Here is a 25,860-nt window from a genome sequence, read left to right on the forward strand (position 1 = left end):
TTTACGCTCAAACGCAGGTTAGTTATGACACTTAGCAAACTAAAAACAGCATGCACAATGATGTTAATTGCTTTGGTCACAGGATGTGCCCAACCTTACCCCGATGTTGAAACAGACTTCGAAGCAAACTGGCAAAGCACCGAACACCAAGCAGAAGTGTATTTGATTCCTTCTGCGCCAGAAGCCTTCGCTCGTCGTATCGACCTCGTTCGCCGAGCACAACATTCGATAGATATGACTTACTTCTCTTGGGAACGTGACACGCTAGGTTTGATGCTTCTAAACGAGCTAAAGCAAGCAGCGGATCGTGAGGTTCACATCCGACTGACCTTAGATGACCTACTGGTTTTTAATGATAAATGGTTAGCGGAATTGGACTCACACCCCAATATTGAGATTCGACTGTTTAACCCTTTTGAGTCACGTAAAGCTGGCTGGGTTGGCCGTGCGTTCAACTTCTCGACTCACCAAAAGCGACTGGATAATCGACTTCACGAGAAGTACTTCAATGTTGACCATCAATCGATGATTTTGGGCGGAAGAAACATCGGTAATGATTACTTTGGTTATAGCGAAAATGCCAATTTCTTTGATATGGACGTTCTATTTCGAGGTACGGTAATAGCGTCTTTCGATCGCAACTACCAAGCACTTTGGGAGAGCGAATATGTTGTGCCAATTCAAGAACGAATTAAAGTCAAAGGTCAATACAAAGCATTTATTAAAGCAATGAACAATGGCGAAAAGAATAAAGAACAGATCACGTTCGATGTTGAGAAACAGATAAATCACCTAGGTGAACCAAACTTTATTGAAGCATCGGTTACTCCTCTATTTGATTCGTTAAAGAAGCTCGATGACAACAAACCCTACTTTCGTCAACGTACAGAGTACTTAATGAAGCAAAAAGTAGCGACCCCATCTAAGGCTATAATTTCTACGCCTTATATGGTGCCAAGCGATAACCAGTTTGTGTTTGTCGGTGCGCTTAGAGAGAACCAAGCTGAAGTAACCTTACTAACCAACTCATCTGCTTCCAATGATTCAGGCTTTGTGCCAGCGTATTACGAAAAACACCGTGAGACTTTACTCGACAGAGGCGTAAGTATCTATGAGTACAAAAGCCAAGCTATCAATGATGATCACTACTTTCATGTTGATACCTACTACCATAACAAGACCGTCATTTTAGATGAACGAGTGACCTATATTGGCTCTTCTAACTTCGATCCAAGATCAGACTTTTTGAACGTTGAGTTTGGTGTGTTGATTGAGAGTGAAGAGTTTGCGAAGCAAGTGACACACTACTTAACGCGTCAGAAAGAGGATTTGTTCTGGGCTGTTTCGCGAGCCCAATCAGGCGAGACTATTTGGATTTCAGGCGAACAAACACACACAAAGAGCCCAAACTACAGTCCATTGAATAAATTTCCGGATTGGTTGTTTCGAAAAATGAACGGCGAGTTTGAGCTGTAATCCAATGGCTGAATGCTTGTCTTAGCTAGAGCAAAACTCTGTAAACTAATCTCTGAACCATAAAACAAAGAAACCGCGTCACATGCGCGGTTTCTTTGTCTGAAGAAAAACTAATCTTACATGCTTGGTGTAATGGTTCTATTGTCCACGTTATTGACCATTCTAACGTAGTTTAGTAGGTCCGCATCGTAAGTATGCCCACATCCTCCTGCCGTTGATAAATACCGACTTTCAACTCTGGATTCGACTCTTTAATTGGCTTGAATACCCATTAGCGAGAGCTCAAACAAAGTACGAGCATCAGAATTGAGTACCCAAAGAAAAGTGAATACGAAACTCATCACCTTCAGGGGCATCTAAACCGTATGCAAAATCGAGTTTTACAGGAATGAATTGTGATTTCCAAATCAAGCTAAGGCCTGTGCCACGCTTCCAATCTGCTTCATCGTCAAACGCATCACCAACATCGAGAAACGCGCCCATCCAAATTGACTGATACACCTGATGCTGATATTCAAGGCCTGCCGTTAACATGTAGCGCGCGCCGGTTAGTTCGCCGTTATCGTCTTTCGGAGAAATCGATTCATAACCATAACCTCTTAAGCTTCCATCACCACCAGCAAAATAACGCAGTGAAGACGGTACGTCCAACAATGATTTCGCAATGTTAATGCCAACGTTTGAACGGAAATGGAGCTTCTGATTATCACTAATATCCCACGAAACTACACTGTTTCCTTCCAACCGCAACAGCCTTGAATCAGAGAACAGATTAGGGTCAGAATATTCAATAGAATAGATGTGTCGATGATTAATCTCCAATTGATCATTTTTACGATCAACCTGAGAGAAGCTGATGCCAGGTAGCAACAATTGCGATTGGTCTTCCTCAGACGCCTGAATGTACTGTTCGTGCAAGTACTTGACGTAAATGGTGCTTTGCCAATCACTATCTAATTGCCAGTAACGTTCGAACTTAAGATCGTTTGTAAGACTATTGGTGTCTCGATGATCAATTCGTTTCGATTCAAACTGAATACCAAAGTAATCAGTTGTGACCTTTTCCGCTGGGATTTTGTACCCCAACTGCAGTGATTGCTCTTGTTCAGACAAATATGTCTGTGTTTCAAAGCTATGGCCTCTTCGGTTATACCAAGGCTTTGACCAACTGAGCGAGGCTCGTAAACCGAGATCGGTAGAATAACCGCCACCCACCTGCACAATATTACGAGAACTTGGCTCGGCAATGATATCAATTGGAACTTCTAGGTTGTCATCAAGCTTATCAAAGTCACCATGTACGATGACACTTCGAAACCATTGAGTGTCAGACAAATCGGATTGCAGTTCACCTAACTTGATGGTGTCAAAGTCGTCACCTTTTTTGAAAGTTGGTATTTTCTCGATACGGGTAGGATCAACGCCATCATCTGGAATACTTATAGAACCAAACTTGTATCGTGGCCCACTTGAAAAGTGCAGGTAAATGTTGGCGATGTTCTCGCTGGGAATAACTTCAATCTTTGACTCGATAAACCTACCGTCAAAATAACCTTTCCGCTTCGCTAAAGAAAAAATCGCACGCTTAGTATGGTCGTATTCTTGATGAGACAAAGTTAAACCTGAGCCTAACTTGCTATGATTGAGTATGTTGATGAACTCTTTATCTTTACTCGCTTCGCCTGTGACTTTTACTATCGATTCTGCGATGCGCATGACAGGGCCAGAATCGATGTTAATGATCACGTTATCAGAATCATTGAATTCGATATCTAGCTGAGGGTGATAATAACCATAAGGATTGAGCGCATCTTGAATACGTTTAGATAGCTTAGTTTTCGATAGCTGTGAAGCAGGAACATCAACCAAAGGTTCTAAGTATAATTCTACGTTTTCGGTGAGAGTTTTATTAACCCCTTTAGTCTCAAATTCAGCAGCTCTCGAAGAGTGTTGGGTAAACAGGAAAAATGAAGCTACCAGCACTAATTGTTTAATCGAGGTCTTCACGCGGTTACCCAATTTGCTCAAAACCCGAACAGGTTATGAGCAAAGCGTTAAATCGCTGAATCTCTTATGGAGGATCTGACCCTACGAACTAGCGACCGGGCTTTTTGCTAAGATTAGGTTATTACCAGAGCCAAAATGTAAGTACAAAAAAGGCGCAATTAAGCGCCTTTATAAATTTTATTTTTTACTGACTCTATATTAGTTATTTCTCAACCAAACATCTTGGTTTTTAGGTGCTTTCTTCTTTTTCTTCTTGCCTGTGCCAGCAGGTGGCGCAACAGGTTTGAGCGCTGCAACCAGCTCAGCAACCGCTTCGGAATCTACTTCAAAGCCTTCGATTTGCTCACGCTCAAGACGGATTTTGTTCTTCTTCTCAATGATTGTGAAGTGATGGTAATCTTCGTGGTCGATCAAAGATAGCGCTAGACCAACCTCACCCGCACGACCACTTCGGCCAATACGATGCATGTAGTCTGATGGGCTACGCGGTAAATCAAAGTTGATTACTACTGGTAGCTTTTCGATATCCAGACCACGTGCCGCGATGTCTGTCGCGATAAGAACGTCAATCTCGCCAGATTTAAAATCTTCAAGAATACGAGTACGTGAACCCTGCCCTTTATCGCCGTGGAATACTTCTGCGATGATACCGCGCTTGTATAGCTTGTCTGCAAGGTGCTCACAGCTGTTTTTCGCGTTTACGAAGATAAGAGCTTGGCGCCATTCGTGCTGTTGAATCAGGTGCGCTAACAATGCTGTCTTACGACCTTTTTCTACTTCGAATACACGCTGAACCAATGTGCTCGCATTAGCACTTTGAAGTTGAACTTCAATTGGATCATTCAGTAGTTCGTGAGTCAGCGTTTTAACTTGCTCGGGGAAAGTCGCAGAGAACAACAAGGTTTGTTTTTTGCTTGGCAGAAGTTTCAAGATCGCGTCTAGTTCTTCTGTAAAACCAAGGCTTAACATTCGGTCAGCTTCATCAAGTACTAACGTTTTTGCTTTATCGAGTTTGATAGCGTTGCTTGAGATCAGGTCAAGCAATCGGCCTGGTGTTGCCACCAAGATATCTGTACCACCACGTAGCGCTTGCATCTGAGTGTTCACCGACACACCACCGAATACACAAACGGTTTTAATTGCACCGTTGAAATGCACTGCGTAAGACTTAACGCTATCGGCAACTTGCTTAGCAAGCTCACGTGTTGGAACCAAGATAAGGCCAGAAACATAGTTACCTTTGCCCGAACGACGGTCTAAAGGTGCATCTTCATGGATCTGCTGTAATAGTGGAAGTGCAAATGCCGCGGTTTTACCTGAACCGGTATTTGCGCCTGCAATTAGGTCGCGTCCTGCTAACACACTCGGAATAACTTGCGCTTGGATAGGCGTTGGCTGTTGGTATTCAAGCTCGGTAAGACGAGCCATCAATGGTGAAATTAAGCCAAGATCAGAAAAGTTGGTTGGTGTTGTGGTGTTAGTCATTAATTGCAGGAACTCAAAGCTAAAATAATAGCGCGCTATACTAACGTATTTCAGCCGTATTACGTAACTAAATCGCCCCTTTCTCCCGTGTTTCAGCGATTAAGCCCCTCTAAAACACATCCAGATACCAAGTTATCGCAAATTTAGTTCAGCCACCCTGCTACTGTTTGTTCCGGTTCATACGAGTTAGGCTCTGTTAACCACACGGCTACTGCATCAGGTGTGGCAACTAACGGGGAGAAGTCGATATTGAATTGCCATTCAGACTCACCACGTTGGTAGCCATCGTAAACCACGACAAAATCGTGCTCAAGTTTCTTATCTCTGTTCTCGCCCGCTTTAACGCTGGTGACTTCGTTCATCGCCAACAAGGCAATATGAGCGACATAGTCCCCTTTTCCTTCATAACTGACACTGAACGTGTCGCCTTTATGATTGACTGTAAGCTTGGGGTTATTTTGTTGGGGGAGCGAAGGCAGCGTTCTATCAAGCCAATTGAAATAACCGCGCCACTCTTTACCGTCGACAACGAAGCCTGGCGTATAAACGCCACTTGTTACCCCATAAGCTTTGTATAAACGTTGCTTCTGACTGAACGCTTTGCTGGCAAACTTGTCTCCCCAACCTAGGTAATCCCAGTAGTCAACGTGATAAGCGAGCGGAATAACTTGTGTCCAGAGTTTCGGATGTTCTTCAAAAGTGCTGAGGTATTCATCAGCAGGCGGACAACTCGAACAACCTTCAGAGGTGAACAGTTCGATCACCTGAGCAGGTTGCCCTTCATTACTCCAGGTTTGTGCAAGCGACACTGAGGAATACAAACTGATCGGTAAGGCAAATAAACAAAGTTTAATCAATGATGGATTGAGTTTGGCGTGTGACATACCGAGCTCCTTGTACAAAGCGAATTGATTGGCGCTCAAATACAGACCGTTATGCCTAGGTTTTTCTTTCAGGAGCTTAGTTTGCGAAAAGATAGAGTTTATTTCAGATACAAAAACGCCAGCTTCAAAAGCTGGCGTTTCTTAATTCTGTATTTCTTTAATTCTATGCATTTACGCTGAGATTAACGGTTGATACCGATATCGCGCTGCATGTGACCCGATAGGTCGCTTGCGTAGTAACTACGTGGAGAGTTGTCTACGAAAAGAATATCGAAAATGTGTGCAATCAATCCTTTGAAGTTAACCGAGTAGGTCTTCTTATCCATAGAGTTAGGAACAGCGATAGTATTCATTTGCATTGCTTGAGCCATGATTGCCTCTCTATAAACTTGTTTAAGTATTTCGTTCTGATGACAAGAATAATAGGTGATATTTTACCCGTTAAAAAATGACTAAAATTGAAAATTCAGATTAGTTTTTCTAATAAAACAAGCCATTAACAAGCTGGGAGAATACATATTCACTCACCATGCTTATAAATTCAATAAGACATCAAAATCATGCATTTAGTTCAAATAACCCCCTATACAAAGCGGCCAATGTCACAGAAAATTTACATAAATAAATTATCCACTTCATCGGCCACGGACTTACTATCGAGTTTTCGATAAGTTATATTTGGTTTAATTTACTTGTTCAATGGCAGGTTTCTTCGCATAAATCGACGCTATAATAGCAATGGCCATCGTAGAGATAAGTACCAAAAGTGACCAATGCGTAGGGATTGCCCACTCACTATCAACTAGCAGCATTTTCACACCAATAAAGACCATGATGAATGAAAGCGCTGGCTTCAAGTAGATGAACTTGTCCATCATACCTTGGAGTACAAAGTACAGTGAACGAAGGCCAAGTAACGCAAAAACGTTTGCAGCCAGCACTAAGAATGGCTCTCGCGTAACGGCGAAAATCGCAGGAATCGAATCCAATGCAAACATTACGTCCATCACTGCAATTGCACCGATCACCAACATCATTGGAGTGAATGCCCATTTAGCACCCTGTTTAACCATTAATGCAGGACCATGGAAATCCTCGGTTACGGGCATCACTTTACGAAGTAGCTTTTCAGGCAGTGTATTTATACTCTCTTCTTCGTCTTTATCTAACGCCAGTTTAATACCTGTACCAATTAGGAACGCAGCGAACACGTAAAGTACCCAGTGGTATTCAGCTAATAATTGCGCGCCTAACGCGATCATGATTGCACGAAGTACCAACGCACCAATAACCCCCCAAAGAAGCGCACGCGGTCTTAAGTGCTCTGGAACTTGATACTGAGCGAATATCATCGCGAATATAAATAGGTTGTCTACGCTAAGGGATTTTTCTAGCAAGTAACCGGTAATGAATGACACGGTTGCTTTTTGAGCTGTGTATTCACTATTCGGCGCATAGAGGTCCCAAAACAAGTAAATAGAACCAGCGAACAAAAATGCGAGCACAAACCAGAAAACACTCCAGATCGCCGCTTTCTTGATGGTGACATTACCTCCGCGAGTCTGATAGATATCAATAGAAACAAGAATCACAGTCAGCAGGAAAAAGCCCGCATATGTCGTCATGACTGGCGATGAAAAAAAGGATTCACTATTGGTAGATAATAGAGATTGAGTTGAGTTCATTATTCCTCCGGGCGGAAGAACTTTACAAAGACCTTCCGCAAACAAAACATATCAAGCTCCACGACGGATCTTGATTGTGATTGCGTTGGTCTCGTTGAAGTGAAATATGGGATTTCACCTTTACATACCGGATAGACTCTTGGCCTAACGAGATGACGATATGTAAACTTGCGCTAACTACTCCCCAAACGCGTGGATAATATTCCTCTAACATTGTTTCGTCTAGATAAATTTTAAAAATAAATAAAAAAGAAGCACAAGGCTCCTTTTTTATTGCTGTAAGCTTATCAAAGCGACACTTGTATTGATTCAAATAATCCCCCTAAGAGGTTCACCGATTTTTGAAACTGAGTGTCATTCCAAGCCTGCAACCCTTATGTTGTTGTGGTTTGAAAATCGCGTTCAAACCGAATCATCTTATAGCTTTGTTAAGTTATAAAATCGACAAGTTATAAACCTGCAGTAGGTACTAAGTACACCAATGCAGACCAAACAGACACCCAACCGACAACAGCTGCAGCGTCGAACCAATCTTTCTTATCCATGCTTTGCCTCCACAGAAAGTTACCTGGAAAACTAAGCATAAACAGTGCCAATTTTATAGATTTACTTAAGCAATAATAATACGTCTAAATAGGCTAAATGGGATTACCTAAAACACTCCATGCAATTCAATATTTCGCTCTGCTGAAGTGACTCTGGGTTGTCTTGAAGAAACGCAATAAAACAGTCTGACATTGAATCGGTGGTCACTGTACCATTCCCTATCATATCTAATACAGCATCATAACCTTCTTTACCTTTCATTGTGTAGGCAGACGATGCGCCGCGGTATACCTGTTCACGATCAACATCTTGCCAACCAGCCTCATCAGTGTGTATTTCTAGGTGGTGAATTCGGTGCCCTAATGGCGCCTCTTTGTGATAACAAAACCTCAAGTTGTGAGTATAAGGAAAGCTACCTGAGCCAGTACCAACAACGCCATTGTCTAACGCATTATTGATCGCACCTTCTAACATACCCGCGATCGTTTCACCTTTTACGTCATATACACCAATAGGTACGGCAAACGGTAGCAGTTTTCCGGCAATATCGGCAACCGAAACATCACCACTGTTGAGCGAATTTCTAACGCCGCCAGAATTGTGAATAGCGAAGTCTACTTGATGACCTTTTTCGTTCATCAAGTAATGGAAAGACTGAGCAACCAACGGTGCCAGTTGGCTTGGCCCTTTTTCATCAGGAATGCGCACATGACGCAGTTTCGTATCTGCATGAGCAATAACCTGTTTCTGCAGTTTTCGAACTCTAGGCTGATATTTGTCAGTAAGTATGCTTTGCAGTTCAGGATCTTTTTTACATACCGCAATATTCTGGTGGTTGTTCAAGAACTCACACGCCATATCATGGGCATCGTCTTGACCTACTTCACTTAATTTAGCGTCTATAAACAGTCGACGCCCCAACAGCAATTCGTTTTTGCCATTAAAGTGAGTCACCTTACCTTTAGAATCGAACTCGATTTCACAGTGCCCTAGGCTCATTGCGTGAAAACCAGATTGAACCACATACGTGTCGCCAACTTTCACACCATAATCGTCATCTTTAACTAAACCAATATCAGAGAAGTCACCTTGCAGGCGGTGACTATGACCACCAACAATCACGCCAATGCCTGTAACGTTTGCCGCTAATTCTAAATCAGCTTCATAACCAAGGTGACTGAGTAATACGATCTTATTAATACCCGTTTGGTGAATTTGCTCTATTGTGGCTTTTGCCGTTTCTAATGCATTTTCAAATGGTGTGTCAATATCAGGGTTAGCGATACCCGCCATCTTGTCGATGCTTAAACCGAATATCGCAACTTTCTCTCCATCAAACTCTTTCGTTATAAAAGAAGCACTTCGGGTTTCAGTCAGGAAAGGCTTAACAATGTCGTTGTCCGCTAAAGTATGAATTTTATTGATATCCTCATTCGATAAGTTCCAGTTACCCGCCAACAGTGGGAATTTGATTCGTTTGGCGAAGATTGCAACTGGCTCGTTACCCATATCAAGTTCATGATTACCGAGCGTCATGGCGTCAATATTAAGAGCATTCAACAGATCGGCGTTTGCTTTTCCCTTAAATAATGAAAAGTATAAGGTGCCCTGGAAGCAGTCTCCAGCATGCAAAAACAAGGTTCCAACCTTTTGTCGTTGCGCATCTTGTTCTATCTGTTTAAAGCGCGTTGAGATTCGAGCAAAGCCACCAGCACTGACATAAGGTTCAATGATGTGGTTATTCATTTTAAGTGATAGCTGTAATGACGTTGGTTCAAAGTATGAGTGGGTGTCGTTAATGTGTGCCAACACTATTTTGGTCGGCTTATTATTTTTAGTCATATTGTGTTCTCTCTTTGTCCCTTCATACTAGGTCGAGAATCATGACAGAATCGTGAATTTTATGAAACTGCACTGCAAAAAAATACTCGATATAGATCAAAAATCTGATTTTGCACCGTATTAATAAAGAGCGGTTTTTGTGACAAGCGAACATACTGAACACGTGTTTTTCGATTATGATTAAAGATATCTGTTAGCTTTCAAACAATTAGCAGAGCCTTCCGTTAGGAGTAAGCCTATGCAACTAGAAAGAATCGAGATTTCTGGCTTTCGAGGTATAAAGCGCATGTCTCTTGCGTTTGATGAGTTAACCACGCTGATTGGTGAAAACACTTGGGGCAAGTCTTCATTATTGGATGCTCTATCCGTCGTACTTCCATCAGATGGCGTTCCATATCATTTTAAAATGACCGATTTTCATGTCGATTACTCTGTTTCACACCCACAATCTCAACACCTCCAAATAGTTCTCGCATTAAAAGCCAGCGATAAAAGTGAACTAAATGCCGGGCGTTATCGCAAACTAAAACCCATTTGGGTTCAAGATGAGTTCGGTGTGTTCCGTATCTATTACCGAATCAGTGCGACGTTAGAGCAATATGAAGCCACCACTCATTATGCTTTCTTAAATATAGAGGGAAACCCACTAAAGTTGCACCATTCTGAAAAGCTCGCTCAAGAGTTGATGACATTGCACCCAGTGATCCGTCTGCGTGATGCAAGACATTTTGATCGTCCTTTCAATAGTAAATCACTCAACCACAATGCTCATCTCCATACCAATGGGCATAATGGTAACGGCAACAACGAAAATGGTAGCGCGAATAGCCACGCCAGTACTGGTCATGGAAACGGGCACAATGGCAATGGGCGTCAAGCTCGAATAGAGAAACGAATTGATAATACATGCCGACGATTGATGGCGATCCCTGGCCATGTAAACAAAGGCGAAATGCGTAGCAGTCTAGAGTCTATGCAAAGCCTAATTGAGCATTACTTTTCTTTCAAAAGCACTGCTCGCCGCAACCCTAGAAAACAGAGGGACGGTTTACTCTACTCTGCAGGCGCAAACGATAAGAGCATTCATCAGCTTGTAGAAGAAACTAAAAACAAACAAACTCGCCTATTATTCATGGGTTTGCTCAATGCCTACCTTCAAGCAAAAGGGCCGAATGAATTAAGGCGATGTGCACGCCCCCTTTTGATCCTCGAAGATCCAGAAGGCCGCTTACACCCAACGCACTTGGCAAGGGCTTGGAGCTTGATGCAGAAATTACCGATGCAGAAAATCCTCACCACCAACAGTGGTGACCTTCTAGCTGCGGTACCTCTACAATCGATTCGTCGATTGGTTCGCCATTCAGACAAAACCATCGCTAACCAACTCAACATGAATCACTTCAGCAAAGATGAGTTGAGACGAATTGGTTTCCATATTCGTTTCCACCGCTCTGGTGCATTGTTTGCCCGCTGCTGGTTATTAGTGGAAGGTGAAACCGAAGTTTGGTTATTCAACGAATTAGCTAACCAATGTGGCTATAACCTTGCCGCTGAAGGTGTTCAAATTATCGAGTTCGCTCAGTCAGGTCTTAAAGCGCTCATTAAGGTTGCACAAGAGTTTGGTATCGACTGGCATGTAGTGACCGATGGCGACGCGGCAGGTAAAAAATACGCAGCGACCGTTTTATCAAAGCTTGGTAATGACCAAGAACGACACCGCTTAACTGAATTACCTGATAAAGACATAGAACATTACTTGTATATGAACGGCTTCGAGAACTTTTTCCGTGACATGGTGAAAATTCCATACGATCACCCTATTCCTCCAAAGAAAGTAGTCGCTAAGGTACTCAAAAAACACGCAAAACCCGACCTTGCATTGGCGATAGTTTCTCATTGCGAAAATCAGGGGCAAGAATGTATTCCATTATTGCTGAGGTGGACCCTAAAACGCGTCATCACTATGGCAAACGGGAATACTTAAATAACTAGCACCTAGCACCTAGCACCTAGCACCTAGCACCTAGCATTCAATTTGTCTGATCGATGTTATAATTTCAATTTTAAACAAATACTTAAGCTTATTATCACAATAACAATCAAACAAAAAAGGCACACCAAACGGTGTGCCTGTATAAATCGATATACAAATTAATTGGGGATTATCTTGCAAGAGTTAACCGTGACTAAAGCGTCAATACTTAACGTATTTATTAAGCCTTTGCCTGTTTAGCGTGTTGTTCAACAACTTCCGAAGATTGAGTCGATTTCTCGTGAAGCCATAGCCCCGTTGCTTTCATCAAGTATCCGAATACACCACCAAGCAGCAAAGACGGCACTACAAGTTGCCAATCGCCACCTGCAGCAAACGTAGCACAACAACCAATAAAGGTGCCGGGGATATAACCTAGCCACGCTTGTTTCGCTTGAATACACATAAAGAAAGCAACGATAGCGGTAATCATATAGCCTAAAATCTCTAGACCTGCGAAGGTTGAGCTTTCGATAATCACCATTGCCCAGAATACACCTGTCATATTGGTTAATAAGCTGCTTGCTAGCCCTTTTACACCGCCCATAGGCGAAGCAAAGTAACTGGTGCAACCTAAGAAACCTGCCCATGACAACAGACCGAAAGAGATAGCAATCCATCCCCATAGACCTGACAAGATACCTGTTGTTAATGAAATCGCGACTAATGTACTCATACTATTTCTAAAGCCTAACTGTAGGGTTTCTACAACCGGATTTAGCCTCACTTAAAATCAAGTGAGTATATTATGTGAAGAGAGCTCTGATTTAGCCGATCATGATCACATTAATAATGTATGCAAATGTGCATTTATCACGATATAGAGACAGAAATCGCTTATTCAACATATTTGGTTATTAGTATTTTATCAAATCTAGGTTACAGAACCGACCGTTTACCTTTCATCATGCGTTTACCTTCACGCTTAATGCACTCAGCGAGTGGGTTCTCTGCCATGTCAGCACGCCAAATAAAGGACAGCGTTCTTTCCATTTCTAGCTCAGGAACATTCAACGTCACCAGTTGGCCTGACTCAACAAATTGTTCGACATCTAGATAAGGTAAACACGTTAAATATGGGCCGTTTGCAACCAAACTTCTTAAAACAGGAACGTGTTCGTACTCTCGCCAAACATCGAGATCGCCAATTAAATGATGAATAGAGCTATCAAAAACTTTGCGGGTACCTGAGCCGTGCTCGCGTAATACCCACTTCGCTTGCTCTAATTGCGCCAAACTTACTCGTTCTCGCTTGGCAAACGGGTGATGAGCCGACGCAACCACCGTTAAATGGTCAGTACACCATACTTCTTGGTGAACACGGTTGTCGTCACAACGACCTTCGATTACGCCCAAGTCGTATTGATAATCTAATACGCCATCTATTACTGCATCCGTACTTTGCACCCCAAGTGAGATTCGCATCTCAGGAAAGTCGTTATCAATAATACTGATGAGATCTGGGACGAGGTGTTCCGCAGGGGTTTGGCTTGCACCTAATTTGAGCTCACCACTCAGTAAATGCTGCTCATAAAAACCCATCTCAATTTGCTGCGCATCTTGCAGTAAACGCTTCGCTTTTGGTCTCAACCACATGCCCCAATGAGTAAGGGCCATTTGCTTGCCTTGCCTTTCAAACAAAGGCCTGCCAAGCATTTTTTCCAACTGTGCAAGAGACATACTTGTCGCCGACTGAGTTAACGCCAACTTGTCTGCTGCCTGACTAACACTCCCGGAATCTGCTACTGCATCAAATACCGCGAGTTGCTTCAATGAATAACGCAAAATTGATCCTTAATGCTTCTAATTATTTGTGTCCAAATGCTCGTTTTTTATAAAGCCGATGAGCAATCAATTTCATTCTACGCGTAACCAAATCTATATCAATAAATTTGATGTGGTTTCTAAAAATTATCAATTTTACCTCTACCTCTCAACCCCCTAATCTGTAATGGCAGGACACAACGAGCCCTGTAAAACACTACTGATTAACTCAGTCATTAACACTAGGAATTAAACATGACGGATTGTTCAAGGGGGGAATATGGCAACAGGCACTTCTGAAAATCATCAACTGTTCTCACCAACAGAAATGATGGCGGAAGCAGAGAAGTTTGCACTAAGTAAGGCAAGTAAAACCAGCAGCATGACATTGAGTTTGGCAATCATGGCTGGTGCATTCATAGGGCTTGCTTTTTTATTCTACATCACGGTTACCACCGGTAGCGCTGATGCGGGATGGGGATTAAGTCGCTTAGCTGGCGGCCTAGCATTCAGTATGGGTTTAATCTTAATTGTTATTTGTGGTGGTGAGCTGTTTACCAGTTCGGTGTTATCAAGCATCTCATGGGCAAACAAGCAGATTACTTTCACCAAGATGCTTTCAATCTGGGGCAAGGTTTACGTAGGTAACTTTGTTGGTGCGATGTTCCTTTTGGCGTTAGTCAGCGCCGCAGGCTTGTATCAACTTGATGGCGGACAGTGGGGCTTAAACGCTCTTAACATTGCTCAGCACAAGCTACACCACAGCCCTGTTCAAGCTTTTGCTTTGGGTGTGCTTTGTAACTTACTGGTGTGTTTAGCAATTTGGTTAACGTTTAGTTCTGCGAATGCGATGACTAAAGCAATGATGACCGTATTACCCGTAGCGATGTTCGTTAGCTCAGGCTTTGAACACTGTGTGGCAAATATGTTCATGGTTCCACTAGGCATCACGATTCAAGCGTTCGCACCAGAGAGTTTTTGGATGCAGATTGGCGCGACACCAGCTCAGTACGCAGACCTTAATGTCGTGCAATTTGTTACCGCAAACTTAATACCAGTGACAATAGGCAACATCGTAGGTGGCTCGGTATTAGTCGGCTTAGCTAATTGGAGCATCTACCGTCGCCCACAACTTAAAGCAACAAAAATTACAGCAATTACACAAACAACAGAAATCACGTCAGTTAAGGAAATCACTATGAACACAGCAACTACTATCAAGCAAATCATGAACACTCAACCAATTACACTTAGCGTAGAAATGCCTACCTCTGTTGCAATTGATACACTTTTAGACGCTCAACTTGTTAGCGCTCCTGTTTGTGATGTTGAAGGCCGCCTTGTAGGTATCTTCTCTGTTCATGACGTAATGGTTGACCTATGGTGCCAGGATTACATCCCTACTAAAGGTCAAAAAGTGGTAGACCTAATGAGTCGTGACGTAGTCGCTATCGATGCTAACGACAAGCTAGTCGATGTTGCTGAGTTCTTATGTATCGACAAAGAGCAACTATACCCAACAACAAGTATGGGCTTCGCCACTCGCCTGACTTCTCTTTCTCTAGAAGAGCGTGCAAAAGCGATGAAAGTAAGCCAACCACACATGCTTCCAGTACTAGAAAATGGCGTGATGGTAGGTGTACTGACTCGCATTGAAGTTATGCAAGCACTGCGTCCTATCTATGGCGACCGACTAAACGTGGTTCCACAAGCTGAGCTAGAAACGGCTTAACTAACGGCTACTTGCAAAGCTAGAAACAGATTAACGAATCTAAAGCTGAACTATTAGGGATTAGTAGTTCAACTGGATAACTCAGTCATAGCAACGTTGACTGGCTAGAGGCAAATGGTGGCTTTTGACGTAATAAAAGGTTTGACACAAAACAGACCTAAACGCGTTGCCATTTATCTCAATAAAAAAGGCGCAAAGTGAAAACTTTGCGCCTTTCTCTATTTCTAACTGTCGCTTTCTTGATATCAATTAAACTTTTGATACTTTTTAAAATGTTGATATCAGACGACCATTGTGAATAGCTAGATTACTTCTTTACACCTTCAACGTGCAGGTCCATATCGACATAGCTTGAAGCTCCCATTACAGGAATATTGAAGTCAGCAAGTTCTAGGCGAGTCGTACCAACAAAACCAGCACGCTCACCACCCCATGGGTCTTGGCCAGCGCCAATGAATTCAGCTTCGATAACGATAGGCTTAGTGACACCATGAAGTTTAAGGTCACCCATTACTTCAAGTTTGCCGTCGCCTTTATCAACCACTTTTGTGCTGTTGAAAGTGGCATCTGAAAATTTGCTTGCATCAATGAAGTCAGAGCTACGGATGTGCTTATCACGTTCTGCGTGGTTTGAATCTAGGCTTGTTGTATCAATAGTTACATTTATTTTTGATGCTTCAATATTGCTTTCATCAAATGAAAAATCACCTGAGAACGTATTAAAACGACCCTGGATAAAGCTGTAACCTAAGTGGCTAACTTTAAAATTAACTGAAGCATGTGCGCCTTTTGTATCAATCACGTAATCAGCGGCGTTCGCAGCGAAAGGCATTGCCATAGCAAATGCTAATCCTGTAGCGATAATTGACTTATTCATTTTGAAGCTCCTATCATTTTTCGTAGCGTATCGTCTTTGTCGATAACGTGGTGTTTTATCGCCGCTAAGGCGTGTACTGATGCCATAATGATCAGTACCCATGCAGCGTAGTAGTGAATCGTTCCTGCAAGATCAGATTGGTTTGCAAACAGTTCGCCCATACTTGGGACAGTGAACCAATTGAATACCTCTATCCCGCGACCATCTGATGTAGAAATCAAATAACCTGAAATAAATAAAACCGCTAAGTTTATGTACATAAAACCGTGAGCAATCTTAGCAGCTGCGACTTCATAGCTTTTACCTTCCACCTTGGGTGACGTGGTAACTAGTTTCCAAAGCAAGCGAACAACGGTCACTGTAGCTAAAAGAATACCTACCGAACGGTGATAGTCTGGTGCTGTTTTGTACCACTCGCTGTAGTACGAAAGATCAACCATCCACAGGCCCACACCAAATAAGCCAAAAATTGCTAGAGCTGAAATCCAATGCATCGCTCGTGCTAAAGGGTTGTAATTTCTAACGTTGTTGTCCATGCATCTTTTCCGAATGTTAACGAGTAGTGTAGTTTTAAAAAGCGTACCCTACACCAAGTTTGTGTAACATATTATTTACCAAGCTTTACATTAGTTACATCATTTCAATCTAAACGAGTTATTCAAATTTTTTGAACAAGTGGCTATTTTCTTGAACCAGTCACTCTTTTACCTGAACAACGCGCATTGTTTTTAAATTTCAACGATTTGTTCAATCTCGTAAAGCTCATCTGCAATATCTAACATTTTACGTTCCATCACTTTTTGAGCATCTTCTATCCCTTTGTTGTAATAAATCGCGCCAAATTTTTTACTGATGAAGTCCACTATAAACTCGGTATCAAATTGCCCTACTTCTATATCGATCTCATCCTGCAGATACTTTTGAAGAGCATCAGTAAGCTCAGACTTTTGTTTTGAATCTAATTGAATAGTCATAAATGTTTCCGAATAAATACGAGTAGAAGAACTGTGATTAGCTGACTAAGATTAGGTGAGCTAAACGCAATTGATAATGAGAGATGGCTACAATTCTGGTTGCTCACTGTAATCCTAGTAACTCACTATAATTCCACATAATTTAGAAGACAGACCACTAGACTGCCAGTGCTATCCATAAAAAAGACTTGGAATAGCTAATTTTGATAGAGGGATCAAGAACTCGCGTTTTGCTCATAGGTAATGGCACACAAATTACCGTACTATTGCCCATCAATAAGATAGTAACTATGTATAAGGGACTTCATTGTTATTAGATCTCGTGATTAAAAGCGTTAATCAATTTCAAGACGACTGTCTAAAGCTCTGTGAACACCATTACCCTACCGTACACAACCAAGGGATCAGTGAACACCACATAGGAAAAGCGTTTGCTCGACGAATGGAACACACCTTCGTGAGTTTTAATCATGTGAGCAACATCAGCCCACTCGAAATGTTCTCTTCTGGTGATAGCCCTCGTCACTTCCGAATTTCTTCTGAAATTGGTACGGTTTGGATGATTAGCCATCATATGGTGAGCGCCGGAAAAACGTGCCGCAAAAAGTTAATGCTAGACATTCATAAATGGCAATCAGAGTACGGATTTGCCATTCAACCTAACGATCTTTTGATTATTGTCTCTGACCATTGGATCAGCAGAAGTAAGACTAGCGGTGAGCTTTTGCACTGGTGGATGGGAGAGTTGCCTGACGAAATATCCGAATACAACCAACAGGGAATCACATTAAGAGAGAGTGAATCTCAGTTTGCTACTGATTTGAATCGTAATTTTAGAATTAGCCCGTGCTTTATTAAATTCGGACATCCATTAAAACGGTCAGGAAATCAACAATTAGTTCGTAAATACTTACAACTTTATGCAGTACTTCAATGGCAATAAGAATACGAGTCAATTTTTAAATTTAATATTTAAAGTAAATTTTTGACTTTCACAAAGTATTTTATAACCGAAAACTTTTCTTGTGTTCATTAATTATCCAAATGTCAATTTTGAATGATTAATAACCTTTACGCTAACTTTATCGATTATGAGAGATAGATATCATTTCTATGTAACTGGTACAGTCTCTTTAATTCTTAACTTTGATGCCCTCCCAAAATCTAAGTCTTTAACCCTAGTTTTCTCTGGTGTACTGGTGCTCTAGCCTTATATTAGTTGTGGTTACTATGCGATAGGTTCCTTAGCTATTAAATTCAGTGCAGCAATGAAACGACAGGAAGTGATAATTGAGACTAATTACTGATATCATTTATCATCCTGATTTTTCGTTAATTATATTTATTTAAATATTGACGCTGTAAATGAATTTTTATTAATTGACAATTTACTAACACCTGTCAATATTGTGACAGCCATGGCGAATGTTTTCGTCACTGAATAAACACCTTTACTAACGACTATGATTCTATCAAACAGAAGTGAATTTATTAGCTGTATATCCGTGGATACCGATATGCAGTTTATTGCTAAATACCAAGATCTAACACTTAAAAGTGTCTATCAACCGATATTTGATTGTTCTATGGCTCAGATAGGCGTAGAGGCTTTAGTTCGCCTATCGAACGGCAAGGGTGAAATTGTTCGTCCTGATCACTTCTTCCATTCCGACGAAACTTTATGCGTTGATAAGATCAATGTAGAAAGGCTGAGTAGAGCTATCCATATCCGCAACTTTGCACAATCAAAAATTCGTCACTTACACCTGTTTTTGAACGTGCTCCCGAACGTTGGTGAGCTGTTTGCCGCAGAAAAAGTAAGCGACAGTCTGTTGGCTAAACGCCTCCATGAACTTAACCTATCATCGTCTCAAATAGTAATGGAATTGGTTGAACTTAATGCAGAAAGTGAAGAGCGCTTGAAAGATGCTGCTCACTCTCTTGCAGAGAACGGCTTTCAAATTGCTGTTGATGATTTTGGAACACAAGCGTCAACAGAACAGCGCGTTCGTCATATCAATCCTCATATAATAAAAATAGACCGATCTGTTATGCTCGACTTCGAAAAAGGCAACACTCGTGAAATGACCTTAGTACTAGAGCTTGCTAACCAAATTGGCGCCAAGACCGTAATTGAAGGAATTGAAACTCAGCAACAACTCGTTGCAATGCAAAGTTTAGGCTTCGATATGTATCAAGGCTACCACTTAGCCATGCCACAGCCGATTGAGTTGGATATACGCCTCGCTATCTAAAACCGCTTATCTATAGAAGCTGCTTTTCCATTAATTAGCGGCTTTTTAACTCCTGTTGGTTAACTCTCTTTTATAAACTTAACGCTTAGCCTTAGCACTTATAAAAAAGCCCAGTCAAGATGACTGGGCTGGCTTAAAAGAATCTGTTTTATATCAATCCCTAATAACCCGCAGTGGACGGTTTGATTCTATAAAGGATAGCGAACATCACTGGTACTACTATTAGCGTTAGTACTGTAGCAAAACCTAAGCCTGCCATGATGGTGATCGCCATCGAGCCAAAAAATGCATCAAATACCAAAGGTATCATGCCTAAGATAGTCGTTAACGCTGCCATAGAAACCGGTCGCACACGGCTGATCGCGCTATCCACAACCGCTAAGTATGGGTCTTTACCGGTTGATAATTCAGTGTTGATCTGGTCAAGCAATACAATACCATTCTTCAAAATCATGCCACTTAGACTTAGTAAGCCTAAGAACGCAGTGAAGCTGAATGGCATATTGGTACCTAACAAACCAATCGAAACACCAATGATTGAAAGTGGAACGGTAAACCAAATCACAAGCGGCTTACGAACCGAGTTAAACAGAAGCATTGTGATGATAAACATCAGCAAGTAACCCATTGGTAGTGAACCAAATAGAGATTCTTGCGCATCTTTGGAACTTTCGTACTCGCCGCCCCAACTAATCTCGTAACCTGCAGGTAGAACGAGTGCTTCAACCTTTGGTTTTACCCTAGCGAACAAGCTAGCTGGCGTTTCGTCACCCAACACATCGTGGTCGGCAAGTACGGTTAACGTGCGTTTTCTGTCACGACGTTGAATCAGCGGTTCAGACCATTGAAGTTCAACCCCATCGATCACTTGTTCAACGGGAATGTATGTTTGCAACGATGGACTCCAGATTTTCACATTATTCAGTGATTCAAAATCAAAACGTTCGGCTTCAGGCAAACGCGCTACGATAGGCAACATATGAGTACCATCACGCAATAACCCAATGTTGTAACCACCAAATGCCATTTGTAACGTCTCAGACAAATCAGTCTTTGAAATGCCAAGACGACGAGCCTTTGATTCATTGAACAGTGGCACTAACTCTTTAGTACGTTCACGCCAGTCATGACGAACATTTCGAGATCCCGGATCCGCTAACAAAATATCTTCTACTTGAACCGCGATGCTGCGAAGTATCTGTGGGTCTGCGCCACTAATACGTGCTTCTATTTTTGAAGCTGGTGACGGGCCAAACTCAATCAATTTGAATTGGAACGTCGGTTGTTCAAATTGGTTGGCTAAGTCCTTGTCTAACTCTTCTAGCACTTCAAACATGGTGTCACGGTCAGTCGTTCGAATTTGTAGCTGACTGTACGCTTCGTAACTTTTCTCTGGTTGATATGTAAGCGCAAAACGTTGCATACCCTGCCCAACCGTTGTTGTCACAAACTCCACGTTATCTTGCTGGCGAATATAACTTTCAACCTTTTCGGTCTGCTTGATCGTTTCACGAACATCAGTGCCTTCCGGCATCCACATGTCTACATAGAACATTGGTGTGTTTGATGGTGGAAAGAACTGCTGTTTCACCATCCCAAAGCCGACTACGGAAACTGCTAATAGCGCAACCATACTGACAACAGTAAGCCATCTAAATCGAAGCGCTACTTTCAGACACACACCAAATACAACGAACAAGATGCCTTTGTAAGGGTCTTCGTTTTCATCAACTTTGTCTTCTTCTTTAAGCAACATTTCAGCAAGGAAAGGCGTTAATGTTAGCGCCGTTACCCAACTTAAGAATAGCGAGAAGCACAGTACCCAGAACAACGAGCCCATGAACTCACCTGTTGCATCTTTCGACAAGCCGATAGGCGCAAAGGCTGTGATAGCAATAATGGTCGCACCCAATAGTGGCCATTGTGTTTGTGTCACGATGTCTTTCGCTGCTTGAAGTTTGGTCTTACCTTTTTTCAAGCCAACCAGAATACCCTCAACAACAACAATCGCATTATCCACCAGCATACCCAATGCGATAATCAGTGCACCCAGTGAGATACGGTGCAGTTCTACATCGTTGTAGTCCATAAGAATGAAGGTACCAAACACCGTCAATAAAAGTACCAAACCAATGATTAAGCCACTGCGTAAACCCATTGCAAACAGCAGCACAATGATAACGATAGCAACCGCTTCAACTAAGCTAATCAAAAAGTCTGCAACTGATTTGTCTACTTCTTGTGCCTGGTTATAGAAGTAGTTCAATTCTACACCGGCAGGTTTAATGCTTTCTAAGCGATCCAACTCCGTATCAAGCGCATTGCCAATTTCGACTACGTTTACACCTGACGAAAAGGCGATACCTAGGTTTATAGCCGGCTTGCCGTTGTAAGTAAGCACATTGCCAGGCTTTTCTTGAATGCCACGCGTAACATCAGCGACATCTTTAAGGCGAATTAAGTTACCCGTGTCACGACCATGAATGATCAGGTTTTCAAGTTCTTCAACGGTATTGAGCGTACCATTAGGTCTAATCGTTAAGCTTTGACCGTTTAGCATCACTTCACCAGCCGATACCACACTGTTTTGCTGTGCTAATAAGGAGGTTACGGTCGACATATCTAAGTTCAACGCAGCTAAGCGTTCAAGTGACATTTCAACAAACATTTGTTCTTGTTGATCACCGGCAATGCTGACTTTCCCAACGCCTTCTACAAGTTCAATTTCACGTGTTAGATAGTCAGCGTATTGCTTCAATTCAACAGAATCATAGCCGTCCCCCGTTAGCATAATCATGACACCGAACACATCACCAAAATCGTCGATAATCTGAACAGAATTAACACCACTTGGAAGCGTAGGTTGAAGATCATTAATTTTACGACGCATCTCATCCCAAATCTGTGGTAGCTCGTCCGGACCGTAATCCATCTTCATACTGACCATTATTTGAGACATGCCACTCGATGAGGTCGACGTAATCTTATCGATATAAGGGAGCTGTCTTATCTCTTTTTCAAGTGGATACGTCAGCTCTTCTTCAACTTCCATTGATGTGGCGCCAGGGTAAGTTGAAATAATCATGGCATCTTTGATGGTAAAAGCTGGGTCTTCTAAACGGGATAGATTACCAAAAGATGTGACACCACCGATGGCCAAAATGACGAGAAACAACCAACTGATTACTTTGTTCTTTATTGAATATTCTGCGATGTTCATTCTGCTTTTCCTGACAATTTGATTCCGTCACGGAGTTTTCTTAAATTTGAATTTACGAGTTGATCACCTTGCTCAACACCGTGAGCGACAAGTGCGCCTTTACCACTGATCTTTTCAACTTCAACTTCGCTTTTGAACGCTTGTCCATCTTCGAGTTTCCATACAAAAAACTGGGTTGCTTCACCCCCAGCTTGTAGCGTTGTCATGGGTAATTCATAGCCTTGAACATCACTTAGACCCGCTTTAGCCATATCTACATTTACCGTAACACTTGTACCTGGTAAAACTTCGTTCTTAGGCTGTGGCATCTGCATCCAAAATTCATAAGTACGAGATTGTGGGTGTAATTCACTGGTGTGTTCTAAATACGTCAATGGATATTGACCAGTATGCCCACCGAAAGTCGCTTGAGGGCGGTAACTGTTTGACCGCATATTTGGGCTGATTGACGCTAAGATTGAATCTGAGACTTGAATTCGCACATACACCTTTTCGTTTTGATACAAGCTCAATAAAGTTTCACCCGGTGTTACATTTTCAAAGCGCTGTTTATCTACTGTTGAAACCGTTCCAGAAAATGGTGCTAAAAGCTCGGTGTAACTCAGCTTACGCTCTGCCGCAGCCAAGTTAGCCGATGCCAATTTGTAGTTAGCGGTTAGTTGATCGTGTTCAGATTGAGATAGCATCTTGCTGCTGAACATCTCAGTACCACGCGCAAGTTGCTTACTCGCTAGCTCAAATTGAGATTTAGCGTCCGTCAAACCTTGCAGGTAGGTATCGTTATCAAGCGTTGCGAGCAATTGCCCTTTTTCTACTCTGTCTCCGGCCTCGACCAAGACTCGCTTAATTTCACCAGGCAGCTTAAAAGATAAAGGCGTTAACTCAGCAGGCATCACTTGACCGTTAAAGCTTCTGAACTGTTCAGTGAGAGGAGCACCAACTTCAAAGGTAGAAACGAAAAGAGAAGGTTGCTCGCGGTGATCAGCCTCGCTGTTACAGGCTTGAAGAAACAAAGTAGATGCTACGACAAATGATAATTTAGAAAGGTTCATTAAATACCGCCCTCACGTTGCCACGCCTTGACTTGCTGGCCCTCAGATAAAACATCGACACCCGCTTCAACGATAAGGTCGCCAGGAGACAAGCCATCAATAACGTTGCCTTGTGGGTCAAGAGATACTTGTACTTTAGAAATCAATTGAGACTCTGGGCTATAACGCCAAAGCTCGCCGTGGTTCGTTTCTCTGCTTAACCATGCAGAGTCAACGATTCCGATGCCTAGCTGAGATTTACTTTTCTGAACTTCAACTTGGGCAGTCATGCCGGACAACAGATTTATCCCGTCAGGTTTTACGATAGACACAACCGCTTGATAGCTGTTGGTGTCTTCGTCGGGCTGAGTCGATATCTCTTTAAAACGAGTGGGAATACGAATGCCTCGGTGGCTATCCATCACTACCCACATGTTTGAACTGGTTAGGTCTTGAATAGAACGGTCTTCAAGCTTTGATACCGGGATAGAGAACGTCACGTCCATTTCGCTGTGATTCAAAATGTTAAGCACTGGCTGCTTTTCTGCGATTAATTGGTATTGCTTACCGAACACCATAGACACTACGCCATCGAATGGAGCAACTAATGTGGTGTAACCAAGGTTTGTTTTTGCTTGGTCCAATTCAACTTCAGCGGCAGTAAATGTATTTAAAGCTTGGTCATAGTAATCAGTGCTTACTAGCTTTTTCGCGTATAACTTTGAAGCTTGTTTGAACTGGCTATTCGCCAAGTCAAATCTTGCTTGAGCCGCATCAAGCGCAATTCGGTAATCCGTTGCATCCAACGCTGCTAATACTTGGCCTTTCTTCACTTCCTGCCCCATTCGAACAGAAAATATTTCAATGTCTCCACTAACTTGGAAAGAAAGCGCAGCACGATCGGTTGCGTCAACTTTGGCGATAAAGCTATCTAGGTCAACATCACTTTGTTGAGGAATTTCAAAAAGCTTTACAGGTTTAACAACTTGAATAGTTTCTTCGGACTGGGCTTTATTACACCCAGTTAGAGAACCCGCAAGCATGATCGTGGCGATCGCTAGCAACGCATTCTTTCTTAAACTGGTTTCGATAGACAAATTGGATTGCATGATGCTTCTCCATTTAATTATTATGTTTTATTACACAGGCGGGCAGTATATTTAAAATTAGATAATTCTCAAGCTTTACTTTCCACCTGTGCAGTATTTTTTATTTTAATAAAAACAGTGTAGAATGTGGTAATCAGGTAAACGTGTGAAGTAAAGATGACAGAAAAGAAACAAGGTAGAAGAAGTGCAAAAGACGCGGAGGAGACGCGATTTTTGATCATGACGGTTGCTGCGGATATGTTCTGTGAGCATGGTTATGATAGCGTTTCGCTTCGTAACATCAGTGAAAAAGCAGGCGTATCGCATAGCCTTATCCGCCACCACTTTGGTAGCAAAGAAAAGATTTGGCATGCTATAAGCGATTGTTTACATGGCTATTTTCAGTCTTATATTGCTAAAATCATGGATGAGCTTCCAAAAGATGCAGCGCCAAACATTACTATCTATTTATTTAGTATGCGCCTCTTTAGCAACATGATTCACTCACGTAAGCCGATGCAACTTATCACCGACTCTGTTCGCCAAAAAGATAACTTAGTTGATTACTTTATCGACAATGTTGGCAATGTTGAAAAAGAAATCAATATGCTAGCTGAGCAGTATAATGAGGCGAATCCTGAAAACTTGATCAACATTTATGAGATTAAGTGGCAAATGATCATGTACGCGCATGGAGCCGTATGCCTAACTCCGTTCATGGAAAGCACATGGAACGAAGGCGAGATGCAGTCAACACCTGAAGAAGCATTATTAAAACATTGGCAGTTATTCAACACACAAATGCTCAGCACGTTCAACATCAATGAAGAATGGGCACTGAATCCTACCTCGATCGAAGAATTAGTTTATGACGTACCTTGCGTATGGAAGTGCGAACAAGACTAAGTAACGCTGAGGCCTTTGTACTCGACATTTAAATTGCCTTGATACGAAAATGCCCC

At 42.1% G+C, this 25,860-nt stretch carries 20 protein-coding genes; 6 read left to right on the forward strand and 14 right to left on the reverse strand.

Features of this window, described 5'->3' with window-relative positions:
- The first annotated feature begins 24 nt into the window (after positions 1-24).
- On the forward strand, positions 25-1,476 hold the full coding sequence (locus SJY39_RS10915) for a phospholipase D family protein (RefSeq protein WP_016796513.1): 1,452 nt from the start codon (positions 25-27) through the stop codon (positions 1,474-1,476).
- A 300-nt stretch (positions 1,477-1,776) separates the two neighbouring features.
- Here the strand turns inward: SJY39_RS10915 and SJY39_RS10920 are convergent, their stop codons facing one another.
- The 6 genes from SJY39_RS10920 to SJY39_RS10945 form a co-directional block, all read right to left on the reverse strand.
- Positions 1,777-3,495 carry an autotransporter assembly complex family protein gene (locus SJY39_RS10920; protein WP_016796776.1) on the reverse strand — a complete coding sequence of 573 codons (1,719 nt, stop codon included), beginning with the start codon at positions 3,493-3,495 and terminating at the stop codon, positions 1,777-1,779.
- 186 nt (positions 3,496-3,681) lie between these two features.
- Entirely contained in the window at positions 3,682-4,968 is a 1,287-nt protein-coding gene (locus SJY39_RS10925; protein WP_016785217.1) for a DEAD/DEAH box helicase, read from the reverse strand.
- 143 nt (positions 4,969-5,111) lie between these two features.
- A complete protein-coding gene (locus SJY39_RS10930; protein ID WP_016793681.1) occupies positions 5,112-5,852 on the reverse strand; it encodes a DUF1223 domain-containing protein in 741 nt (246 codons plus the stop codon).
- 182 nt (positions 5,853-6,034) lie between these two features.
- Entirely contained in the window at positions 6,035-6,223 is a 189-nt protein-coding gene (locus tag SJY39_RS10935; RefSeq protein WP_010429554.1) for a hypothetical protein, read from the reverse strand.
- 312 nt (positions 6,224-6,535) lie between these two features.
- The gene (locus SJY39_RS10940) at positions 6,536-7,537 is read right to left on the reverse strand and encodes a TerC/Alx family metal homeostasis membrane protein (protein ID WP_016793680.1); all 1,002 of its coding nucleotides are present in this window, start codon (positions 7,535-7,537) and stop codon (positions 6,536-6,538) included.
- Between the two features lie 648 nt (positions 7,538-8,185).
- Positions 8,186-9,925, reverse strand: coding sequence for a bifunctional UDP-sugar hydrolase/5'-nucleotidase (locus SJY39_RS10945; RefSeq protein ID WP_016767452.1), 1,740 nt, complete (start codon positions 9,923-9,925; stop codon positions 8,186-8,188).
- 238 nt (positions 9,926-10,163) lie between these two features.
- Between SJY39_RS10945 and SJY39_RS10950 the strand changes: the two genes are divergently transcribed.
- Positions 10,164-11,909: an ATP-dependent endonuclease gene (locus SJY39_RS10950; protein WP_010429541.1), complete on the forward strand. Its 1,746-nt coding sequence runs from the start codon at positions 10,164-10,166 to the stop codon at positions 11,907-11,909.
- A 229-nt stretch (positions 11,910-12,138) separates the two neighbouring features.
- Here the strand turns inward: SJY39_RS10950 and SJY39_RS10955 are convergent, their stop codons facing one another.
- Positions 12,139-12,633: a DUF1097 domain-containing protein gene (locus SJY39_RS10955; protein ID WP_016793679.1), complete on the reverse strand. Its 495-nt coding sequence runs from the start codon at positions 12,631-12,633 to the stop codon at positions 12,139-12,141.
- 203 nt (positions 12,634-12,836) lie between these two features.
- Positions 12,837-13,742, reverse strand: a complete 906-nt coding sequence (locus tag SJY39_RS10960) for a LysR substrate-binding domain-containing protein (RefSeq protein ID WP_010429535.1) — start codon at positions 13,740-13,742, stop codon at positions 12,837-12,839.
- A 259-nt stretch (positions 13,743-14,001) separates the two neighbouring features.
- On the opposite strand from SJY39_RS10960, the gene focA reads away from it, so the two are divergent.
- Positions 14,002-15,453: a formate transporter FocA gene (focA, locus tag SJY39_RS10965; RefSeq protein WP_016768772.1), complete on the forward strand. Its 1,452-nt coding sequence runs from the start codon at positions 14,002-14,004 to the stop codon at positions 15,451-15,453.
- A gap of 307 nt (positions 15,454-15,760) precedes the next feature.
- Here focA and SJY39_RS10970 read toward each other — a convergent pair whose 3' ends face one another.
- The 3 genes from SJY39_RS10970 to SJY39_RS10980 form a co-directional block, all read right to left on the reverse strand.
- Complete coding sequence (locus SJY39_RS10970) at positions 15,761-16,330, reverse strand: YceI family protein (protein ID WP_010429532.1); 570 nt, start codon at positions 16,328-16,330, stop codon at positions 15,761-15,763.
- Complete coding sequence (locus SJY39_RS10975) at positions 16,327-16,866, reverse strand: cytochrome b (protein WP_010429530.1); 540 nt, start codon at positions 16,864-16,866, stop codon at positions 16,327-16,329. The genes SJY39_RS10970 and SJY39_RS10975 overlap by 4 nt, the downstream gene beginning before the upstream one ends.
- A gap of 192 nt (positions 16,867-17,058) precedes the next feature.
- Positions 17,059-17,304, reverse strand: coding sequence for a DUF2164 domain-containing protein (locus tag SJY39_RS10980; protein WP_010429527.1), 246 nt, complete (start codon positions 17,302-17,304; stop codon positions 17,059-17,061).
- A 307-nt stretch (positions 17,305-17,611) separates the two neighbouring features.
- On the opposite strand from SJY39_RS10980, the gene SJY39_RS10985 reads away from it, so the two are divergent.
- Both SJY39_RS10985 and SJY39_RS10990 read left to right on the forward strand, forming a co-directional pair.
- A complete protein-coding gene (locus SJY39_RS10985; protein ID WP_010429523.1) occupies positions 17,612-18,247 on the forward strand; it encodes a hypothetical protein in 636 nt (211 codons plus the stop codon).
- Positions 18,248-18,821: 574 nt separating this feature from the next.
- Complete coding sequence (locus SJY39_RS10990; RefSeq protein ID WP_016793678.1) at positions 18,822-19,559, forward strand: EAL domain-containing protein; 738 nt, start codon at positions 18,822-18,824, stop codon at positions 19,557-19,559.
- A 160-nt stretch (positions 19,560-19,719) separates the two neighbouring features.
- Here the strand turns inward: SJY39_RS10990 and SJY39_RS10995 are convergent, their stop codons facing one another.
- The 3 genes from SJY39_RS10995 to SJY39_RS11005 are packed head-to-tail and all read right to left on the reverse strand — an operon-like array spanning position 19,720 to position 24,919.
- Positions 19,720-22,779 (reverse strand): efflux RND transporter permease subunit, encoded by a 3,060-nt coding sequence (locus SJY39_RS10995; RefSeq protein WP_016793677.1) that lies wholly within the window; start codon positions 22,777-22,779, stop codon positions 19,720-19,722.
- The gene (locus SJY39_RS11000) at positions 22,776-23,831 is read right to left on the reverse strand and encodes an efflux RND transporter periplasmic adaptor subunit (protein WP_010429514.1); all 1,056 of its coding nucleotides are present in this window, start codon (positions 23,829-23,831) and stop codon (positions 22,776-22,778) included. The genes SJY39_RS10995 and SJY39_RS11000 overlap by 4 nt, the downstream gene beginning before the upstream one ends.
- Entirely contained in the window at positions 23,831-24,919 is a 1,089-nt protein-coding gene (locus SJY39_RS11005) for an efflux RND transporter periplasmic adaptor subunit (protein WP_016768768.1), read from the reverse strand. Before SJY39_RS11005 ends, SJY39_RS11000 begins: the two co-directional genes overlap by 1 nt.
- 156 nt (positions 24,920-25,075) lie before the next feature.
- Between SJY39_RS11005 and SJY39_RS11010 the strand changes: the two genes are divergently transcribed.
- The gene (locus tag SJY39_RS11010) at positions 25,076-25,804 is read left to right on the forward strand and encodes a TetR/AcrR family transcriptional regulator (RefSeq protein ID WP_016785211.1); all 729 of its coding nucleotides are present in this window, start codon (positions 25,076-25,078) and stop codon (positions 25,802-25,804) included.
- Positions 25,805-25,860 lie beyond the last annotated feature (56 nt).

The sequence above is a fragment of the Vibrio sp. R78045 genome, assembly GCF_042466085.1.
GTDB lineage: Bacteria > Pseudomonadota > Gammaproteobacteria > Enterobacterales > Vibrionaceae > Vibrio > Vibrio cyclitrophicus.

Excerpts from the sequence above, each read along its gene's own strand:
- SJY39_RS10915 (WP_016796513.1), top strand. The coding sequence starts at position 25 with ATGACACTTAGCAAACTAAAAACAGCATGCACAATGATGTTAATTGCT.
- SJY39_RS10925 (WP_016785217.1), bottom strand. The coding sequence starts at position 4,968 with ATGACTAACACCACAACACCAACCAACTTTTCTGATCTTGGCTTAATT.
- SJY39_RS10930 (WP_016793681.1), bottom strand. The coding sequence starts at position 5,852 with ATGTCACACGCCAAACTCAATCCATCATTGATTAAACTTTGTTTATTT.
- SJY39_RS10935 (WP_010429554.1), bottom strand. The coding sequence starts at position 6,223 with ATGGCTCAAGCAATGCAAATGAATACTATCGCTGTTCCTAACTCTATG.
- SJY39_RS10940 (WP_016793680.1), bottom strand. The coding sequence starts at position 7,537 with ATGAACTCAACTCAATCTCTATTATCTACCAATAGTGAATCCTTTTTT.
- SJY39_RS10945 (WP_016767452.1), bottom strand. The coding sequence starts at position 9,925 with ATGACTAAAAATAATAAGCCGACCAAAATAGTGTTGGCACACATTAAC.
- SJY39_RS10950 (WP_010429541.1), top strand. The coding sequence starts at position 10,164 with ATGCAACTAGAAAGAATCGAGATTTCTGGCTTTCGAGGTATAAAGCGC.
- SJY39_RS10955 (WP_016793679.1), bottom strand. The coding sequence starts at position 12,633 with ATGAGTACATTAGTCGCGATTTCATTAACAACAGGTATCTTGTCAGGT.
- focA (WP_016768772.1), top strand. The coding sequence starts at position 14,002 with ATGGCAACAGGCACTTCTGAAAATCATCAACTGTTCTCACCAACAGAA.
- SJY39_RS10970 (WP_010429532.1), bottom strand. The coding sequence starts at position 16,330 with ATGAATAAGTCAATTATCGCTACAGGATTAGCATTTGCTATGGCAATG.
- SJY39_RS10975 (WP_010429530.1), bottom strand. The coding sequence starts at position 16,866 with ATGGACAACAACGTTAGAAATTACAACCCTTTAGCACGAGCGATGCAT.
- SJY39_RS10980 (WP_010429527.1), bottom strand. The coding sequence starts at position 17,304 with ATGACTATTCAATTAGATTCAAAACAAAAGTCTGAGCTTACTGATGCT.
- SJY39_RS10990 (WP_016793678.1), top strand. The coding sequence starts at position 18,822 with ATGCAGTTTATTGCTAAATACCAAGATCTAACACTTAAAAGTGTCTAT.
- SJY39_RS10995 (WP_016793677.1), bottom strand. The coding sequence starts at position 22,779 with ATGAACATCGCAGAATATTCAATAAAGAACAAAGTAATCAGTTGGTTG.
- SJY39_RS11000 (WP_010429514.1), bottom strand. The coding sequence starts at position 23,831 with ATGAACCTTTCTAAATTATCATTTGTCGTAGCATCTACTTTGTTTCTT.
- SJY39_RS11005 (WP_016768768.1), bottom strand. The coding sequence starts at position 24,919 with ATGCAATCCAATTTGTCTATCGAAACCAGTTTAAGAAAGAATGCGTTG.
- SJY39_RS11010 (WP_016785211.1), top strand. The coding sequence starts at position 25,076 with ATGACAGAAAAGAAACAAGGTAGAAGAAGTGCAAAAGACGCGGAGGAG.